Consider the following 18,367-nt stretch of genomic DNA (forward strand, 5'->3'; position numbering starts at 1 on the left):
GGCGGGAGTTAATTCAGAGCCAGGCTATTGAGCCATTTCTGCATGTCGTTGATCATGGTGTCGACTGCGGTTTGCATGGCCTTTGCACCGCTCGCAGCATCAGCGCTGGCAGCCGGTATCTGCAACAGAAAATTCCGCGTGCCGACGATGTTGCGTCCTTTAAGCACGATGCCGCGCGCATAAATGTGTGCATGGCTGGCGCTTGGCGTGGTGAATATCTGAGAAAATTCATCGAGCTCCAGGCGTAAGACCGGCAAACTTCCCGCGCTATCAGCGGTGTTGGTGACCACAGCGCCGCGCGAGTTCAGCACCAGCTTGATTCTTTGCGCGACTAACTGTGCGGGCGGCATACTCCAGCGCGCCTGCGCATACGGCTTCAACTGCTGTGCGTTATCGTATTGCAGGCGATACAGCATGGCATTGCTGTCGAGCGCGGCGGGTACCTGAATCTCGGCGAGCGCAATTTGCATTTTGGTATTCGGCAGCGAGACCGTATTGAACGGGCCGAAATCGTATTGCTGGCGTTGTGCCGGAGCCGTGCTGCTGCAGGCGCTCAGCAGGCTGCAGCAGATCAGCAGTACGGGCAGAAAACGATAGTGAGTAAGGCGATAGAGTCGTTGCATACGATGTCCTCAGGTAGTCTTCTCTGTTATTTATTTGGGTGCGACAAAACCGGCTTCGCCGGGGCCGGGCGCGGCTGGCGGATTGCCAAACAGGATGCTTTGCGGCCTGTCGTTCAGATTTTCCGTGGTGCGGTTGAGAGAACGCAGGCTGCTGCGGGCTTCGCCGGTCAGACTCTGGATACGTGGCAGTGTTTCCATCGTTACGCCGTTACTCAGTTGGTCTAATGCCAGATTAAAGCGGGCGATCGGGCCATCGGCAGACTGCAATTGCGTACTCAGCTGGTTCAGATTATTGGTGAAGCGCGATGCGTCTTTGGATAACACACTGACGGTGTTTAATGTGTTCTGCGTCTGATCGATCAGCCCGGGCAATTTATCCAGACTGGGGTTGAGTTTGTTCGGTAATGTCTGCCACGCTTCCGCAGCTTTGTTGATATTGTCGACGGCGCTGATCATGGTTTGACGATTTTTCGGGTCGAGCAGGCTATTGATACGGCGGGTCAGTTCTTCGGTTTGCGTCAGAATTGCGAGCCCGCGCTCTTCCAGATTTTGCATGACGCCGGGACGCAGCGGAATCCGTTGCGTTGTACCATCCTGCGCTAAAGGGACAGAAGCGCCCGCTGTTTTGTCTTCATCCAGCTGCACAAATGCAATGCCCGTCACACCCTGATAGGCGAGAGTGGCGAAGGTGGCGTTGGTGACGGGCGTATCCGGAATCACTTCCAGACGCAGTATCAGTTGTCCCGGATTTTTATCATCAAAATCGATGTCGGTCACATTGCCGACTTTAATCCCTTTGTAGCGGACAGCCGCTTGCACGTTGAGGCCGGAGACCGCTGATTTGGTCACGATCTCATACGGCGTGCGCTGAATTTTGTCGCGCCCCAGCCAGATCGCGATAAAAATAGCGAGTATCAATAAGGCGATGGTGAAGAATCCAGCGATTAAGGCGTGCGATCGGTTTTCCATGGCTTTCCTATGGTGTAGCGGGTGTCAGCACTTCCATGGCGCGTTTGCCGCGACCACCGAGGAAGAAGCTGCTGATGAACGGATGTTGGAAGCGTACGACTTCTTGCGGTGTGCCGACGACGATGACTTTTTTTTCAGCCAGCACCGCAATACGATTCGACAGTGCAAACAGGCTGTCGAGATCATGCGTGACCATGATGACTGTCAGGCAGAGTTGCCGGTGCAGTGACTGTATCAGTTCGACGAAACTGTCGGAACGATCCGGATCAAGTCCGGCGGTTGGTTCGTCAAGGAACAATAATTCAGGGTCGAGTGCTAAAGCGCGAGCAAGCGCGATCCGTTTGATCATGCCGCCGGATAAATCTGCCGGCATTTTCGGTGCATGTTCAAAGGCGATATTCACCATCTGCAATTTCAGATACACCAGATCGGTGATCAGCGATTCCGGCAATTTTTTGAGTTCGCGCATCGGCTGGGCGATATTATCGAACACGCTCAGCGCCGAATACAAAGCGCCATGTTGGAACAACATGCCCGAACGTTTGCGCAGATAATCGAGATGACGACTGTCGGACACCTGCAAGTCTTCACCGAAGACTTTGATGCTGCCGCGACGTGGTGTTTCCAGCCCCAGCATCTGGCGCACGAGTACGGTTTTACCGGTGCCGGAACCACCGACGATAGACAAAATCTCACCGCGCCTGACCGATAATTCCAGATTATCGTGGACGACGGCACGCCCGAACTGCGTGCGTAAACCCTGAATTTCGATCACGTTATCGGTCGTCATCAATAGCCCACTTTGCTGAAAATAATCGCAAAAATTGCATCGGCAATGATCACGACGGTAATCGCAATCACCACGGAATTGGTGGTGCCGTGCCCCAGACTTTCCGTATTCGGTTTGATGCGCAAACCATAATGGCAGGCAATCAACGCAATCAGGATACCGAAGGCAACACCTTTACCCAAGCCTATCCAGTAATTCAACAGCGGCACGGCATCCGGCAATTTATAGACAAAAAATTCCGGGCTCATACCGAGTAGCGCTTGTGCCGAAATCATCCCGCCTATCAGTGCCATCACATCCGTCCAGATCACCAGCAGTGGCATGGCGATCGCCAGTGCCAGCACCTTGGGCAGGATCAGGCGCGAACCATGCGGTATGCCCATCACCAGCATTGCATCGAGCTCTTCGGTGACCCGCATGACGCCGAGCTGCGCCGTGATGGCCGAGCCCGAACGACCAGCAACCAGAATCGCCGCCAGCAAAGGGCCGAGTTCGCGGATGATGCTCATGCCAAGAATATTGACGATAAATAAATCGCCGCCGAACGTCAGTAATTGTTGTGCCGACAGATAAGAAAGCACGATCCCTATCAGGATGCCGACCAGCGCGGTAATGCCCAGCGCCTGCGCACCCATGCGATAAAGGTTGGCTGACAATTCTTTCCATGGGCCTCGCAGCGGGTGGCGTATAAACCCAGCCAGATCGATCATCAGTTGACCGAGCAAGATGCTGAAGCCGTACAAGTGCTCAAAGAAGCCAAGCACGATCTCGCCCAACTGCATGATGCCGTAAAAGAGCGGGCGTTTTGCGCTGACCAGATTGACCTGACTGGCTTCTGCGACACGCTGAAACAAACCTTCATGTACCGGCTGCAGTAACAGATGTTGTGGCTTTTTCTTGCCCCAGGCGCGCCACAATATCTGCGCACCGACATGATCGAGCGCACTGATCTGGCTTAAATCCCAGTGAATATCGTCGCGCTTTCCCTGGTTGGTCAGCTCCTTCTGCAAATCATGCAAGCGGTGACCTTCGGACAAAGCGTGCACCAGCCACGCGCCAGCGACGCTAATCGTGGTCTGATCTGCATGATTGACGGTCAGGGTGGGAGGGCTAACTGAGGGCATGTCGTCAGTGTAAACGAGATAACTGTTTTGCTGCAATGAAGCAAAGCATACATTGACTGAGGTTGATCTTCATTAAAAGAAATACGCCATCGGCGTCTGAGCTCGACCGCTAGCGATGACGTAAGTCAGATGCTTTGCTGGCAAAACTGGTTTTATTCTGCTGTGAAAATGAGCTTTAAGGGGGAGTATATTCAAAAATCGGGCTATTCTCAGCATAAACATTGGGCTTTTAAATATACTCCACCCAGTATATTTAGTGCTCAACAGGCGCGCATGGGCACGTAACGGGGATGCTGCATCGGTGTTGTCACTTGGTGTAACGCTTATTTCTCTTGCCGTACCGGCGTTTTTTTATCAATCACTTCGCGACAATCTCCCTTCAGCGTCGCATTATCGTAATCAGACCATCCGTAACTATCGACATAGCGCGTGTGCGCAACCAGTTGCGGGCTGAGGATGCTCCAGTTCAGCCTTTCGTCGGGATAGCGGATATTGCCCATGTCGAGCAAGGTGTGAAACACGTTTTCTGTTGACAGACGGAATTTCTGATGGCGTTTGAGCTGGCGGATTTTTTCTGGAAACAGTTGCTGATAGTCATCCGAATACCAGATGAAGGCAGGGATGTGAAATTCGTATTGCGTATTGTGACCATGAAACGCCAGACCGCAAGTGCCGTCATACAAGGTTTGCCCATGATCGGAGATATACATCATCGAGGTGACTTGCTGGCTGGCCTTCAGGCGCTGTATGACTTCCGACAATATCCAGTCAGTGTACAGAATTGAATTGTCATAGCTGTTGTTGAGTGCCGGTTTATTCTTCAGGTCAGTATAGGCCGGGTTATCGACCCCGAACAGCGATGGTTTCCAGTGGTCGTATTCTTTCGGGTGGCGATGGCTGTAATTCCAGTGGTTGCCCAAGGTATGTAAGACGATCAGTTTTTTCGGTGTGGCATCGTTCAGCGCGCGGCTCATGGGGTCGAGCAGGATGTCATCGAAACTGGAATTATTGGTAAAGCCCCCGAGATTCAGAAATTGCGTGACATCGGCTTCTTTCGCGAACACTGAGATCGGCGTGTCGAACTGACCAAAGCTCATCTGGTTCGATATCCAGAAGGTTTTGAATCCCGCTTCTTTAAACGCAGACAGAAAGGATTTTTCAGAGAAACCGGCCTTCAGGCTTTGTGCCGCCGGTTTGCGCGACACAATAACAGGCACCGACAGGCGAGTTGCAGCAACGGCGGTAATCATGTCGCTGAAGCTGACCAGATTGTCTTCCAGTGATAACAAGGGATTCGTTTCACGTTCGTAGCCATTCAGGCTCCAGCGGTCGTAGCGCGATGACTCTCCAAGCACTACGACGATAGTTTGCGCTAACTTTGGATCGCCTTCGAGGGCGGCGTTGAAGCGGAAGTTGCGGCTTTTTTCAGACAGCTTCGATAAATATCCACGTTCGCTCCAGAAGTCAGCAATACGCACTGCGAGGCCGAATGGCCAGGTACTTGTGAAGACATCCTCGTCGTAACGTATTTGAGCCCAGGACGGCAGCGGGCCAAGGGCGTGGCTTAATTTCTGTCGTTGATGCTCCAGCCAAACCAGTGGAATCACTTTGCCCATCGGCTTGGCACTGGCGACCGAAACGGGCTCACCGTCGCTGTCGTCGTCGCTATGGCTACTTGCCGCTGACGCTGATGCTGGTGGTGCAGTGACGCCAACATATTCGCCGTAACCCCAGATGCAGAACCCCATCGCCACCATACTGATCAACGCCCAGCGGCTTGGATGTTGCCAGTGCAGCGCCGGCGTGTTCAGCGCAATTTTCAGCAGGCTCCACCACCACGCTGTAATCATCAGCGTCAGAAACAGCAGCAGCCAGATTTTTTGCCCCAGAAATTCAATCGCTTCTTTGGGGCTGGTCTCTAGCAGTATGCCCAGGTGATGAGTCGAAATGCTCTGTCCGAAATACAGGCGCAGATAAATCTCTATGGGTATCGCCAGCATTGCCGGCAGTAACAGGAAATGAAACCAGCGCGGATGCTTGAAGACCGCCCACAGTATCGGCCAGCAGATGACCTCCATCGCCAGCAGCTGCCAGCCTTTTTCTACCGGTTTGCCCAGCATCAGCGAAAAAAATGGAATCGCTGAGAGCAGCAGGTAACTCAATAACAGAAAGAGAGGGCTTGGGCGTAATAAAGAGCGCATCAGGATAGTGGCAGGCTGGCTTGCGGTTGTTGCGGTGTGACGGATACGTCGCCGTTTACCGCAACATAGGATGGTCACTAAAAGAGTTCAGGTCGACAATATAAATGATTTGCAAAAATACGGGGCGCTGCTGGTGGAGGCCATTAGCGAAATCACTTCAACATACTGCATTAATTTAAACAAAATTAAATAAAAAGCATGGGAATGCTTGATTTTTCAAGGAAATTTCCTACCCTGACTTGCCATATTGAAGTAGTCGGAGCAGTCTGCTTCGCAACGAAAAACGTTGACATAGCTGGATCAGGCGACATAAAATTGCGAGTTCTCGATTTTGGGTTTGCAGTTTTCAACATGTTTCTAGCTGTTTTTTGCGAAAAAATATGCTTAAAAAGCAGGCAGATATTGGGCTCGTCTGAATAATTCGGACGTAAAAAATGATTTTTAGTTCCCGGGCAACCGTTTCCGGGTTTGTGTTTAACGTTGTATTTTGTTGGATTAAAAACGATGCCAACCATCAATCAACTGATTCGCCAACCACGTGTTTCTGCAGTGGTTAAGAGCAAATCGCCGGCGCTGGAAAACAGCCCGCAGAAACGTGGCGTTTGCACCCGCGTTTATACTACAACTCCAAAAAAGCCTAACTCGGCTTTGCGTAAAGTTGCCAAAGTTCGCCTGACTAATGGTTTCGAAGTTATTTCGTACATTGGCGGTGAAGGCCATAACTTGCAAGAACATAGCGTAGTCCTGCTGCGCGGTGGTCGTGTAAAGGATTTGCCAGGTGTTCGTTACCATATGGTTCGCGGTGCTTTGGATACACAAGGCGTTAAAGACCGTAAGCAAGCTCGTTCCAAATATGGTTCTAAGCGCGCTAAGGCAGTGAAGAAGTAATTATCTCGTAATTTAATCTCCGTAAAGTATTACGGATCAGTGTCGGTTCGGAATGAGCCGAGTAAGTGACTGGTTATGATGGCCTGTCGCGAGTGTCAGGTGAATTGTTGCCCGATGCTCAACTGAAGATTGAAAGGAATTGAAATGCCACGTCGTCGTGAGGTCCCGAAACGGGACGTATTGCCAGATCCAAAATTTGGTAATGTTGAAGTAGCAAAATTTGTTAACGTATTGATGTTGTCCGGCAAGAAGTCTGTTGCTGAAGGCATCATCTACGGTGCGTTTGATCACATCCAGCAAAAATCTGGTAAAGATCCTCTGGAAGTGTTTGCATTGGCAATTAACAACGCCAAGCCACTGGTTGAAGTAAAATCCCGCCGTGTTGGTGGCGCGAACTATCAGGTGCCTGTTGAAGTGCGTCCAGTTCGTCGTCTGGCTTTGTCTATGCGTTGGTTGCGTGAAGCTGCAAACAAGCGTAGTGAAAAATCCATGCCACAACGTTTGGGTGGTGAGTTGTTAGAAGCCGCAGAAGGCCGCGGCGGTGCAATGAAGAAGCGTGACGAAGTTCATCGTATGGCTGAAGCCAACAAGGCCTTCTCTCACTTCCGCTTCTAAGAGTAAGAGTAAGGAGCCTTTGTATGATGATTATGCAATGGTTCTGGCAAGTATTTTGAATCAGGCCGGGCGCGATTTTCACAAAAAATTGCGCTCGGTTTTGTCCATTAAAAGATTTAGGATTATCTATGGCCCGTAAGACCCCCATTGAGCGCTACCGCAATATCGGTATCTCGGCTCACATTGATGCAGGTAAAACGACGACGACAGAACGTGTTCTGTTCTACACCGGTGTCAACCACAAAATCGGTGAAGTGCATGATGGCGCTGCTACCATGGACTGGATGGAACAAGAGCAAGAGCGCGGTATTACTATTACTTCTGCAGCGACAACTTGCTTCTGGAGCGGTATGGCGAATAATTTCGCGCCGCACCATATCAATATTATCGATACACCAGGTCACGTTGACTTCACTATTGAAGTTGAACGTTCTATGCGTGTTCTCGATGGCGCCTGCATGGTTTACTGTGCGGTAGGTGGCGTTCAGCCTCAGTCTGAAACTGTATGGCGTCAGGCTAATAAGTACAAAGTTCCTCGTCTGGCATTCGTCAACAAGATGGACCGTACTGGCGCGAACTTCTTCAAAGTGTATGAGCAAATGCGCACACGCCTGAAGGCAAACCCAATTCCTATGCAAGTGCCTATCGGTGCTGAGGACTTGTTCGAAGGCGTTATCGATCTGGTCAAAATGAAAGCGATTATCTGGGATACAGCATCCCAAGGTATGAAGTTTGAATACGGCGAGATCCCTGCGAATTTGTTGGCTGATGCTAAGAAATGGCGCGAAAACATGGTGGAAGCAGCTGCTGAAGCCTCTGAAGAATTGATGAACAAATACCTTGAAGAAGGTGATTTGTCTGAAGCCGAAATCAAAGCGGCGATTCGTCAGCGTACTATCGCGAGTGAAATCGTTCCGATGATGTGCGGTACTGCCTTTAAAAACAAAGGCGTGCAGGCGATGTTGGATGCGGTTGTTGAATTCCTGCCATCTCCAGTGGATATTCCACCGGTACCAGGTACAAACGAAGATGAAGAGCCAGTGGTTCGTCAGGCAAAAGATGATGAAAAATTCTCTGCTTTGGCGTTCAAAATCGCAACGGATCCATTCGTTGGTCAATTGTGCTTTATCCGCTGCTACTCCGGTACTTTGAATTCTGGCGACACAGTTTATAACTCTGTCAAAGGTAAAAAAGAACGTATCGGACGTATTGTTCAGATGCATGCGAATCAGCGCGAAGAAATCAAAGAAATGCTTGCCGGTGACATCGCTGCGGTTGTTGGTCTGAAAGACACAACAACTGGTGATACATTGTGTGATGATAAAGCGATTGTCGTTCTGGAACGCATGGTTTTCCCTGAGCCAGTTATTTCTCAGGCTGTTGAGCCAAAAACAAAGGCTGACCAAGAGAAAATGGGCTTGGCGCTGAACCGTCTGGCTGCTGAAGATCCATCTTTCCGTGTACGTACTGACGAAGAATCAGGTCAGACAATTATTGCCGGTATGGGTGAGTTGCATCTGGATATTATCGTTGATCGTATGAAGCGTGAATTCAACGTTGAAGCGACAGTTGGTAAACCGCAGGTTGCTTACCGCGAAACTATTCGCAAAACTTGCGAAGAAATCGAAGGTAAATTCGTTAAGCAATCCGGTGGTCGCGGTCAGTATGGTCACGTTGTTCTGAAAATTGAACCACAAGAACCAGGTAAAGGCTTTGAATTCGTTGACGCGATCAAAGGCGGTACCGTTCCGCGCGAATACATCCCTGCAGTTGAAAAAGGTGTTCGTGAAACACTGACATCCGGTGTATTGGCTGGCTACCCAGTGGTTGACGTTAAAGTAACTCTGTTCTTCGGTTCTTACCATGACGTTGACTCCAACGAAAACGCGTTCCGTATGGCGGGTTCGATGGCGTTTAAAGATGGCTGCCGCAAAGCAAGTCCAGTTATTCTGGAACCAATGATGGCAGTTGAAGTTGAAACGCCAGAAGATTATGCTGGTACGGTCATGGGCGATTTGTCCTCCCGTCGTGGTATGGTTCAGGGTATGGATGAAGTTGCTGGTGGTGGCGGTAAGATCATTAAGGCTGAAGTTCCTTTGTCTGAAATGTTTGGTTATTCCACTTCATTGCGTTCCGCAACACAAGGTCGCGCAACGTACTCTATGGAATTCAAGCATTACTCCGAAGCGCCGAAAAATGTTATCGACGCAATCGTGACATCCAAAGCTAAGTAATTCGTAATCTGAAAAGCCTGCTCCTTGCCTGGAGCAGGCATCTTATTGATAAATCGTTCTTTTTGAAGGAAGAATAAAATGGCAAAAGGTAAGTTCGAACGCACCAAGCCGCACGTCAACGTAGGTACAATTGGTCACGTTGATCACGGTAAAACAACATTGACAGCAGCGATTGCAACAGTATTGTCTGCAAAATTCGGTGGCGAAGCGAAGAAATACGACGAAATCGACGCAGCACCAGAAGAAAAAGCACGCGGTATTACAATTAATACTGCCCACGTTGAATACGAAACAGCAACACGCCACTACGCTCACGTTGACTGCCCAGGCCATGCTGACTATGTTAAAAACATGATCACTGGTGCGGCTCAGATGGACGGCGCGATTCTGGTTTGCTCCGCAGCAGACGGCCCAATGCCACAAACACGTGAGCACATCCTGTTGGCTCGCCAGGTTGGCGTTCCATACATCATCGTTTTCCTGAACAAATGCGACATGGTTGATGACGCTGAATTGCTGGAACTCGTTGAAATGGAAGTACGTGAATTACTGTCCAAATATGAATTCCCAGGCGACGATCTGCCTATCATCCAAGGTTCCGCAAAACTGGCGCTCGAAGGCGACAAAGGTCCATTGGGTGAAGAAGCAATCCTGAAACTGGCTGATGCACTCGACACCTACATCCCAACACCAGAACGTGCTGTTGACGGCGCTTTCCTGTTGCCAGTAGAAGACGTATTCTCCATCTCTGGTCGCGGTACAGTGGTGACTGGTCGTATCGAACGCGGTATCATCAAAGTTGGCGAAGAGATCGAAATCGTCGGTATTAAAGACACAGTTAAAACAACATGTACTGGCGTTGAAATGTTCCGCAAATTGCTGGATCAAGGTCAAGCCGGTGACAACGTCGGTGTTTTGTTGCGCGGTACAAAACGCGAAGACATCCAACGTGGTCAAGTGTTGGCAAAACCAGGTTCAATCAAGCCACACAGCCACTTCACAGGCGAGATCTACGTTTTGTCGAAAGATGAAGGTGGTCGTCATACACCATTCTTCAACAACTACCGTCCACAGTTCTACTTCCGTACAACGGACGTAACTGGTTCGATCGAGTTGCCAGCAGACAAAGAAATGGTCATGCCAGGTGATAACGTCTCTATCACAGTCAAACTGATCAACCCGATCGCGATGGAAGAAGGTCTCCGTTTCGCTATCCGTGAAGGTGGTCGTACTGTTGGTGCGGGTGTTGTTGCTAAAATTATCGAGTAATTTCGTAATTTTGTAGTACACTAGTCGGCTGTCGCTGTTTTTTTAAGCGACAGCCGCTTTTTTTTAGTATTCGCTCTTTGTTAAAAATGCCACTCTCACTGAGTTTGTGGCTCGTTCTTTAGGAAATGTTATGTCTACACAGAATCAAAAGATCCGCATTCGTTTGAAAGCATTCGATTATAAATTGATCGACCAATCCGCTTTGGAAATCGTTGAAACAGCAAAGCGCACTGGCGCTGTTGTAAAAGGCCCTGTACCTTTGCCGACTCGCATTCAACGCTTTGACGTTCTGCGCTCACCACACGTGAACAAAACTTCCCGTGATCAGTTTGAAATTCGTACACACCAACGTCTGATGGACATCGTTGATCCAACAGATAAGACAGTTGATGCTTTGATGAAGCTCGATTTGCCTGCTGGTGTTGATGTTGAAATCAAATTGCAGTAATCAGATTTTTATCAATATCTGATTTGATTAAAAATCAGATAATTGAAGAAATTTGACATACCACAATTCTTCGAATTTTCAAATAATTTGCCTTGTAAATAAAAAATTTGCGGGCTATAATCGAAGGCTTAAATGTGGGTCGGCTTTTGCTGACCTTTTCGTTTAAGTTTTTTAAACATCAGCCTCACCCAATCGTAGGTGAGAATGGAGAAAATAATGAGCTTGGGCCTAGTTGGTCGCAAGGTTGGCATGATGCGCATCTTTACAGATGACGGGGATTCAATTCCTGTTACTGTTCTGGATGTGTCCAACAACCGCGTGACGCAAGTCAAAACTCCTGAAACAGACGGTTACTCTGCTGTTCAGGTTACTTTCGGTCAGCGCCGTGCATCCCGCGTAACTAAAGCGGCTGCCGGTCACCTCGCAAAAGCAGGTGTTGAAGCTGGTACTGTATTAAAAGAATTCCGTGTTGATGCTGCTAAAGCTTCTGAACTGAAGGCTGGTGATGTTGTGCCTGTCGGTTTGTTCGAAGCTGGTCAGAAAGTTGACGTGCAAGGTGTGACGATTGGTAAAGGCTATGCCGGTACTATCAAGCGCCATCACTTCGCTTCTGGTCGCGCCACTCACGGTAACTCCCGTTCCCATAATGTTCCAGGTTCTATCGGTATGGCGCAGGATCCAGGTCGTGTTTTCCCTGGTAAGCGCATGACTGGTCATCTGGGTGACGTTAACCGCACTGTGCAAAATCTGGAAATCGCTCGCGTTGATGCAGAGCGTCAGTTGTTGCTGGTGAAGGGTGCTGTGCCGGGTGCAAAAAATGGTCAGGTGATTGTATCTCCTGCTGTTAAAGTTAAAGCTAAGAAGGGAGCCTAATCCATGGAACTGAAGCTCCTAAACGAACAAGGTCAAGCTGCTGCGAATGTTGCTGCTCCTGACACTATTTTCGGTCGTGATTACAACGAAGCTCTGATTCATCAGGTTGTTGTTGCATATCAGGCAAATGCTCGTAGCGGTAACCGCAAGCAAAAAGATCGTGAAGAAGTCCATCACACAACCAAGAAACCTTGGCGTCAAAAAGGTACTGGTCGTGCACGTGCTGGTATGTCTTCTTCTCCTTTGTGGCGTGGCGGTGGTCGTATATTCCCGAATAGCCCGGATGAGAATTTCTCTCACAAAGTTAACAAGAAAATGTATCGCGCAGGTATCTGCTCTATCCTTTCTCAGTTGGCTCGTGAAGATCGTTTGAGCGTGGTTGATGCTGTAACGGTTGATGCTCCAAAGACTAAGTTGTTGACTGAAAAGCTCAAAGCATTGGGTTGCCTGGATTCTGTTCTGATTATCACTGACGAATTCAATGAAAATCTGATGTTGGCAGCACGTAATCTGGTAAATGTTTTGGTTGTTGAGCCACGTTACGCTGATCCAGTTTCTTTGGTGTTCTACAAGAAAGTGTTGATCACCAAGCCAGCACTGGCAAAGATTGAGGAGATGCTGGCATGAGTGCATTAATCAAACATAGTGAAGAGCGCCTGATGAAGGTGTTGCTGGCTCCTGTGATTTCTGAAAAAGCAACGATGGTTGCTGAAAAGAATGAGCAAGTGGTTTTCCTGGTTACTCCAGATGCAACCAAGCCAGAAATTAAAGCTGCCGTCGAATTGCTGTTTAAGGTTCAGGTTGAATCTGTACAAGTGGCAAATCGTCAAGGTAAACAAAAACGTACCGGTAGATTTACTGGCCGCCGCAACCATACAAAACGTGCTTTTGTCTGCTTGAAGCCAGGTCAGGAAATCAACTTCACTGAGGGGGCATAATAATGGCACTCGTTAAGATGAAGCCAACCTCACCAGGTCGTCGTGGTATGGTGAAAGTGGTAACTGAAGGCCTGTTCAAAGGTCGTCCGTTCGCTGCTTTGTTGGAAAAGAAATCCAAAACTGCTGGCCGTAATAACAACGGTCACATCACTACCCGCCACATCGGTGGTGGTCATAAGCAGCATTACCGTGTTGTTGACTTTAAACGCAACAAAGATGGTATTCCTGCAAAAGTTGAACGTATTGAATACGATCCTAACCGTACAGCACACATCGCTTTGTTGTGTTACGCGGATGGTGAACGTGCATACATCATCGCTCCTAAAGGTGTTGCAGTAGGCGATCAATTGATCAGTGGCTCACAAGCCCCGATCAAATCTGGTAACTGCTTGCCTATCCGCAACATTCCAGTCGGTACAACTATGCATTGCGTAGAGATGCTGCCAGGAAAAGGCGCGCAGATTGCACGTACAGCTGGTGCTGGTGTCGTTCTGATGGCGCGCGAAGGTACTTACGCTCAAGTTCGTCTGCGTTCTGGCGAAGTTCGTCGTATTCATATCGAATGCCGCGCAACCGTCGGTGAAGTTGGTAACGGCGAACACAATCTGCGTAAGATTGGTAAAGCTGGTGCGATGCGTTGGCGTGGTATTCGTCCTACCGTTCGCGGTGTGGTAATGAATCCGGTTGACCATCCTCACGGTGGTGGTGAAGGTAAAACTGCAGCAGGCCGTCATCCAGTTTCTCCATGGGGTCAACAGACCAAGGGTAAGAAGACACGTCGCAACAAGCGTACTACTTCGATGATCGTCTCACGCCGTGGTAAGAAATAAGGGATAAAACATGACACGTTCATTGAAAAAAGGGCCGTTTTGCGACGCTCATCTGGTGAAGAAAGTCGAAGCTGCTCAGGCAAATAAAGACAAGAAACCAATCAAGACTTGGTCCCGTCGTTCGACAATTATGCCGGACTTCATCGGTTTGACCATTGCGGTTCATAACGGTAAGCAACACGTACCAGTTTATGTTTCCGAAAACATGGTTGGTCACAAGCTCGGCGAATTCGCGCTGACCCGTACGTTCAAGGGTCACGCTGCCGACAAAAAGGCTAAGAAATAAGGACCGATGATGGAAACTAAAGCTAATCTTCGCGGTGTGCGTCTGTCCGAGCAAAAAGGTCGCCTCGTGGCAGACCTGATCCGTGGTAAAAAAGTTGATCAGGCATTGAATATCCTGGCCTTCAGCCCTAAAAAAGGTGCTGCAATCATCAAGAAAGTGTTGGAGTCTGCAATTGCAAACGCTGAACACAATGATGGCGCAGATATCGATGAGTTGAAAGTAAAGAGTATCTATGTCGAAAAAGGTGCGATCCTGAAGCGCTTCACAGCACGCGCTAAAGGTCGTGGTGATCGTATCTCTAAACAATCCTGTCACATCTACGTGACTGTTGGTAACTAAGGAGTCACGATGGGACAGAAGATACATCCAACCGGTTTTCGTCTGGCGGTAACGCGTAACTGGTCTTCCCGTTGGTATGCAGGCAATGGTAACTTTGCTTCTATGCTCGGTGAAGATCTGAAGGTACGTGAATACCTGAAGAAAAAACTGAAAAACGCGTCTGTAGGCCGCATCGTTATTGAGCGTCCTGCGAAAAACGCACGTATTACCATTTACAGCTCCCGTCCAGGTGTTGTGATCGGTAAAAAAGGCGAAGACATTGAAGTATTGAAAGCTGACTTGTCGAAAATGATGGGCGTGCCAGTTCACGTCAACATCGAAGAAATTCGCAAGCCAGAAATCGATGCGCAATTGATCGCTGACTCTATTGCTCAGCAGCTCGAAAAACGTATTATGTTCCGCCGCGCGATGAAACGTGCGATGCAGAATGCAATGCGTCTCGGCGCTCAAGGTATCAAGATCATGTCCGGTGGTCGTTTGAACGGTATCGAAATCGCTCGTAAAGAATGGTATCGCGAAGGCCGCGTGCCTCTGCATACTTTGCGTGCTGATATCGACTACGGTTTTGGCGAAGCATCCACAACTTACGGCATTATTGGCGTAAAAGTGTGGGTCTACAAAGGTGACCGTTTAGCAAATGGCGATGCGCCTGTGATCGAATCGACTCCGGAAGACGACAAAAAACGTCGTGGCCCACGTCGTGACGATGGCAAGCCGAGCAGCCGTCCACGTGCTAAACGTCCTGAAGGGCAAAATACATCTGGCGCAGCAGCTCCAGCTAAGCGTGTACGCGCAAAAGCTGATGCTGCACCAGCTGAGAAAGCAGGAGAATAATCATGCTGCAACCAGCACGCAGAAAATATCGTAAGGAGCAAAAAGGCCGTAACAAGGGTATTTCGCATACTCGTGGTACAGCTGTTTCCTTCGGTGAGTTTGGCTTGAAAGCGGTTGGCCGTGGTCGTATCACAGCGCGTCAGATTGAAGCGGCGCGTCGTGCAATGACTCGTCATATCAAGCGCGGTGGTCGTATCTGGATCCGCGTTTTCCCGGACAAGCCAATTTCCCAGAAGCCTGCAGAGGTTCGTATGGGTAATGGTAAAGGTAATCCTGAGTACTACGTTGCCGAGATTCAACCAGGCAAAATGTTGTACGAAATGGATGGCGTTGATGAAGCGCTGGCGCGTGAAGCGTTCCGCTTGGCAGCTGCCAAATTACCATTGTTGACAACGTTTGTCGTACGTCAAGTCGGCACTTAATAGGGAGTTGTAAATGAAAGTATCTGAACTCCAAGGCAAAGACTCTGCAGCTTTGACGAAAGAACTGAATGATCTGTTGAAGGCACAATTCAGCCTGCGTATGCAAATCGCTACACAGCAACTGACTAATACTTCACAGTTGAAAAAAGTTCGTCGCGACATCGCACGCGTTAAAACCGTCATGAATCAGAAGGATGCCAAATAATGAACGATCAAGTTAAAGTGGCTCTGAAGCGCACATTGATTGGCAAGGTTGTGTCTGACAAGATGGACAAAACAGTCACAGTACTGGTTGAACGTCACGTTAAACATCCTTTGTATGGCAAGATCATCGTACGTACTGCAAAGTACCATGCACACGATGAAGCTAACCAGGCAAAAGCTGGCGACACAGTTGAAATCCAAGAGGGTCGCCCAATTTCCAAGACTAAAGCTTGGACATTGACTCGTGTGGTTCAAGTAGCACAAGTCGTATAAAGTTATTGCACAAAAAATTTTTTGATGTAATAATGATGGGCTGTCATTTGCGTAGTAAGTAAATGACAGCCTAAATGTCTTTCGCAACACCCTCTCGTTGTGAAAGTGGTTAAAAAATCGTCCACCTAATCAGTTGGCTCGTGCATTGCAGGTTATGTAGGGGTTGGCTGGCAGGACCAAGACTGACTACAAGCTTGCATTGTGTAAGTTGTGTGGATTAAGTTGGGAAAGAGAACATTATGATTCAAACAGAAAGCCGGCTGGAAGTGGCTGACAATACTGGTGCGCGTGAAGTTCTGTGCATTAAAGTGTTGGGCGGTTCCAAGCGTCGTTATGCGGGTATCGGTGATGTAATTAAAGTCACTGTGAAATCTGCTGCTCCGCGCGGTCGTGTAAAAAAAGGTGAAATTTACAACGCCGTGGTTGTGAGAACAGCTAAGGGTGTTCGTCGTCAAGATGGCTCGTTGGTCAAATTTGATGGCAATGCTGCAGTATTGTTGAATGCAAAGCTTGAGCCTATCGGCACTCGTATTTTCGGCCCAGTGACACGCGAACTGCGTACTGAGCGCTTTATGAAAATCGTGTCTTTGGCTCCAGAAGTGCTGTAAGGAGTCGTGATGAATAAAATTCGTAAAAACGACGAAGTCATCGTCTTGACGGGTAAAGACAAAGGTAAGCGCGGTCAGGTGCAATCATGCATCGATAGTGATTACGTTGTTGTTGCTGGTATTAATGTCGCTAAAAAAGCGGTTAAGCCAAACCCAATGACTGGCGCAGTTGGTGGCATCGTTGATAAATTGATGCCGATTCATGTTTCCAATGTGGCGTTGTTCAATGCTGCATCTGGCAAAGCAGACCGTGTAGGCTTCAAGGTAGTGGATGGTAAGAAAGTCCGTATCTACAAGTCGACTGGCGAAGTTGTGAAGGCATAACATCATGGCCCGTCTACAAGCATTATATAAAGAAAAAATCGTCGGTGAATTGACTGAAAAGTACGCTTACAAGTCAAGCATGGAAGTTCCACGTATCTTGAAAATCACCCTGAACATGGGTTTGTCTGAAGCAGTTGCAGATAAAAAGATTATCGAGCATGCAGTTGGTGACTTGACGAAAATCGCAGGCCAGAAGCCAGTTGTGACCAAAGCTCGTAAAGCGATCGCAGGTTTTAAAATCCGTGAAGGTTATCCAATCGGCTGTATGGTTACTTTGCGTGGCGCTCAGATGTATGAATTCCTGGATCGTTTCATTACCGTGGCTTTGCCTCGCGTACGTGACTTCCGTGGTGTTTCTGGTCGTGCGTTTGATGGTCGTGGTAACTACAATATCGGTGTCAAGGAACAAATCATTTTCCCTGAAATCGAGTACGACAAGATCGACGCATTGCGTGGTATGAATATCAGTATCACGACAACCGCAAAGACCGACGAAGAAGCGAAAGCACTCCTCGCCGCATTTAAATTTCCGTTCAGAAACTGAGGTCGCCATGGCAAAACTGGCACTGATTAATCGTGAGCAAAAGCGTGCAGACTTGGTGAAGAAATTCGCTGGTAAGCGCGCCGAATTGAAGGCCATCGTTGATGACCAATCAAAGACTGAAGAAGAGCGTTATGTTGCTCGTCTGAAGTTGCAGGCTTTGCCACGTAATTCTAATCCGACACGTCAGCGTAATCGTTGCGCTTTGACAGGTCGTCCGCGTGGCACATTCCGTAAATTCGGTTTGGGCCGTATTAAACTCCGTGAAGTCGCCATGCGTGGTGAAATCCCGGGTATGACTAAAGCCAGCTGGTAATAGGAGAATAAGCAATGAGTATGAGCGATCCTATCGCCGATATGCTGACCCGCATTCGTAACGCACAAGTTGTTCAAAAAACTGTTGTTGCGATGCCGTCCTCTAAAGTAAAGATTGCAATTGCAAACGTACTTAAAGACGAAGGTTACATTGAAGATTTCGCAGTTTTAGAAACTGCAGGGAAGTCCGAATTAAAAATCGGCTTGAAATATTATGCAGGACGTCCAGTTATTGAACGTTTGGAACGTGTTTCACGTCCAGGTCTTCGTATTTACAAAGGTAAAGACGAGATTCCAAATGTGATGAACGGTTTGGGTGTAGCGATTGTTTCTACACCAAAAGGCGTCATGACTGACCGCAAAGCGCGCGCAACCGGTGTCGGTGGCGAAGTAATTTGCTACGTCGCCTAAGGAGTGAA

At 48.7% G+C, this 18,367-nt stretch carries 25 protein-coding genes; 20 read left to right on the top strand and 5 right to left on the bottom strand.

Annotated elements, in window-relative coordinates:
* Nucleotides 1-8 precede the first annotated feature (8 nt).
* From H8K26_RS02565 to H8K26_RS02585, 5 genes are all read right to left on the bottom strand, one after another.
* Nucleotides 9-623 (bottom strand): ABC-type transport auxiliary lipoprotein family protein, encoded by a 615-nt coding sequence (locus H8K26_RS02565; RefSeq protein ID WP_190477127.1) that lies wholly within the window; start codon nt 621-623, stop codon nt 9-11.
* Nucleotides 624-653: 30 nt separating this feature from the next.
* On the bottom strand, nt 654-1,592 hold the full coding sequence (locus H8K26_RS02570; protein WP_190477128.1) for an MlaD family protein: 939 nt from the start codon (nt 1,590-1,592) through the stop codon (nt 654-656).
* Between the two features lie 7 nt (nt 1,593-1,599).
* Nucleotides 1,600-2,382: an ABC transporter ATP-binding protein gene (locus H8K26_RS02575; RefSeq protein WP_186896281.1), complete on the bottom strand. Its 783-nt coding sequence runs from the start codon at nt 2,380-2,382 to the stop codon at nt 1,600-1,602.
* Complete coding sequence (locus H8K26_RS02580) at nt 2,382-3,506, bottom strand: MlaE family ABC transporter permease (RefSeq protein ID WP_190477130.1); 1,125 nt, start codon at nt 3,504-3,506, stop codon at nt 2,382-2,384. Before H8K26_RS02580 ends, H8K26_RS02575 begins: the two co-directional genes overlap by 1 nt.
* Before the next feature lie 323 nt (nt 3,507-3,829).
* Nucleotides 3,830-5,785 carry a phosphoethanolamine transferase gene (locus tag H8K26_RS02585; protein ID WP_317889235.1) on the bottom strand — a complete coding sequence of 652 codons (1,956 nt, stop codon included), beginning with the start codon at nt 5,783-5,785 and terminating at the stop codon, nt 3,830-3,832.
* A 426-nt stretch (nt 5,786-6,211) separates the two neighbouring features.
* Between H8K26_RS02585 and rpsL the strand changes: the two genes are divergently transcribed.
* The 20 genes from rpsL to rpsH all read left to right on the top strand — a co-directional run bounded on the left by rpsL (nt 6,212) and on the right by rpsH (nt 18,359).
* Nucleotides 6,212-6,595 carry a 30S ribosomal protein S12 gene (rpsL, locus tag H8K26_RS02590; protein ID WP_186886132.1) on the top strand — a complete coding sequence of 128 codons (384 nt, stop codon included), beginning with the start codon at nt 6,212-6,214 and terminating at the stop codon, nt 6,593-6,595.
* Between the two features lie 144 nt (nt 6,596-6,739).
* A complete protein-coding gene (gene rpsG / locus H8K26_RS02595; RefSeq protein WP_162039546.1) occupies nt 6,740-7,210 on the top strand; it encodes a 30S ribosomal protein S7 in 471 nt (156 codons plus the stop codon).
* Between the two features lie 128 nt (nt 7,211-7,338).
* Nucleotides 7,339-9,444, top strand: coding sequence for an elongation factor G (fusA, locus tag H8K26_RS02600; RefSeq protein WP_186886133.1), 2,106 nt, complete (start codon nt 7,339-7,341; stop codon nt 9,442-9,444).
* A 78-nt stretch (nt 9,445-9,522) separates the two neighbouring features.
* A complete protein-coding gene (tuf, locus tag H8K26_RS02605) occupies nt 9,523-10,713 on the top strand; it encodes an elongation factor Tu (RefSeq protein ID WP_186896239.1) in 1,191 nt (396 codons plus the stop codon).
* A 130-nt stretch (nt 10,714-10,843) separates the two neighbouring features.
* The gene (gene rpsJ, locus H8K26_RS02610) at nt 10,844-11,161 is read left to right on the top strand and encodes a 30S ribosomal protein S10 (protein WP_110255911.1); all 318 of its coding nucleotides are present in this window, start codon (nt 10,844-10,846) and stop codon (nt 11,159-11,161) included.
* A 216-nt stretch (nt 11,162-11,377) separates the two neighbouring features.
* A complete protein-coding gene (rplC, locus tag H8K26_RS02615) occupies nt 11,378-12,034 on the top strand; it encodes a 50S ribosomal protein L3 (protein WP_186884623.1) in 657 nt (218 codons plus the stop codon).
* A 3-nt stretch (nt 12,035-12,037) separates the two neighbouring features.
* Nucleotides 12,038-12,661, top strand: coding sequence for a 50S ribosomal protein L4 (gene rplD, locus H8K26_RS02620; RefSeq protein ID WP_186884624.1), 624 nt, complete (start codon nt 12,038-12,040; stop codon nt 12,659-12,661).
* Nucleotides 12,658-12,972 (top strand): 50S ribosomal protein L23, encoded by a 315-nt coding sequence (gene rplW, locus H8K26_RS02625; RefSeq protein WP_186884625.1) that lies wholly within the window; start codon nt 12,658-12,660, stop codon nt 12,970-12,972. Before rplD ends, rplW begins: the two co-directional genes overlap by 4 nt.
* 2 nt (nt 12,973-12,974) lie before the next feature.
* Nucleotides 12,975-13,802, top strand: coding sequence for a 50S ribosomal protein L2 (gene rplB, locus H8K26_RS02630; RefSeq protein ID WP_186884626.1), 828 nt, complete (start codon nt 12,975-12,977; stop codon nt 13,800-13,802).
* Between the two features lie 10 nt (nt 13,803-13,812).
* Nucleotides 13,813-14,088 (top strand): 30S ribosomal protein S19, encoded by a 276-nt coding sequence (gene rpsS, locus H8K26_RS02635; RefSeq protein WP_124574225.1) that lies wholly within the window; start codon nt 13,813-13,815, stop codon nt 14,086-14,088.
* A 6-nt stretch (nt 14,089-14,094) separates the two neighbouring features.
* A complete protein-coding gene (rplV, locus tag H8K26_RS02640) occupies nt 14,095-14,427 on the top strand; it encodes a 50S ribosomal protein L22 (RefSeq protein ID WP_186884627.1) in 333 nt (110 codons plus the stop codon).
* Between the two features lie 9 nt (nt 14,428-14,436).
* Entirely contained in the window at nt 14,437-15,261 is an 825-nt protein-coding gene (rpsC, locus tag H8K26_RS02645) for a 30S ribosomal protein S3 (protein WP_186884628.1), read from the top strand.
* Between the two features lie 2 nt (nt 15,262-15,263).
* On the top strand, nt 15,264-15,683 hold the full coding sequence (gene rplP, locus H8K26_RS02650; RefSeq protein WP_186884629.1) for a 50S ribosomal protein L16: 420 nt from the start codon (nt 15,264-15,266) through the stop codon (nt 15,681-15,683).
* A 13-nt stretch (nt 15,684-15,696) separates the two neighbouring features.
* Complete coding sequence (gene rpmC, locus H8K26_RS02655) at nt 15,697-15,888, top strand: 50S ribosomal protein L29 (protein WP_186884630.1); 192 nt, start codon at nt 15,697-15,699, stop codon at nt 15,886-15,888.
* Nucleotides 15,888-16,160 (top strand): 30S ribosomal protein S17, encoded by a 273-nt coding sequence (gene rpsQ, locus H8K26_RS02660; protein ID WP_186884631.1) that lies wholly within the window; start codon nt 15,888-15,890, stop codon nt 16,158-16,160. Before rpmC ends, rpsQ begins: the two co-directional genes overlap by 1 nt.
* Nucleotides 16,161-16,399: 239 nt before the next feature.
* Nucleotides 16,400-16,768 (top strand): 50S ribosomal protein L14, encoded by a 369-nt coding sequence (gene rplN, locus H8K26_RS02665; protein WP_006464924.1) that lies wholly within the window; start codon nt 16,400-16,402, stop codon nt 16,766-16,768.
* 9 nt (nt 16,769-16,777) lie between these two features.
* The gene (rplX, locus tag H8K26_RS02670; RefSeq protein ID WP_186884632.1) at nt 16,778-17,092 is read left to right on the top strand and encodes a 50S ribosomal protein L24; all 315 of its coding nucleotides are present in this window, start codon (nt 16,778-16,780) and stop codon (nt 17,090-17,092) included.
* A 4-nt stretch (nt 17,093-17,096) separates the two neighbouring features.
* Nucleotides 17,097-17,636: a 50S ribosomal protein L5 gene (gene rplE / locus H8K26_RS02675; protein ID WP_186884633.1), complete on the top strand. Its 540-nt coding sequence runs from the start codon at nt 17,097-17,099 to the stop codon at nt 17,634-17,636.
* Nucleotides 17,637-17,643: 7 nt separating this feature from the next.
* Nucleotides 17,644-17,949, top strand: coding sequence for a 30S ribosomal protein S14 (rpsN, locus tag H8K26_RS02680; RefSeq protein WP_186884634.1), 306 nt, complete (start codon nt 17,644-17,646; stop codon nt 17,947-17,949).
* A gap of 14 nt (nt 17,950-17,963) precedes the next feature.
* Nucleotides 17,964-18,359, top strand: coding sequence for a 30S ribosomal protein S8 (rpsH, locus tag H8K26_RS02685; protein WP_186884635.1), 396 nt, complete (start codon nt 17,964-17,966; stop codon nt 18,357-18,359).
* Nucleotides 18,360-18,367 lie beyond the last annotated feature (8 nt).

It is taken from the genome of Cognatundibacterium aquatile (assembly GCF_014699135.1).
Taxonomy (GTDB): Bacteria; Pseudomonadota; Gammaproteobacteria; order Burkholderiales; family Burkholderiaceae_D; genus Undibacterium; species Undibacterium aquatile.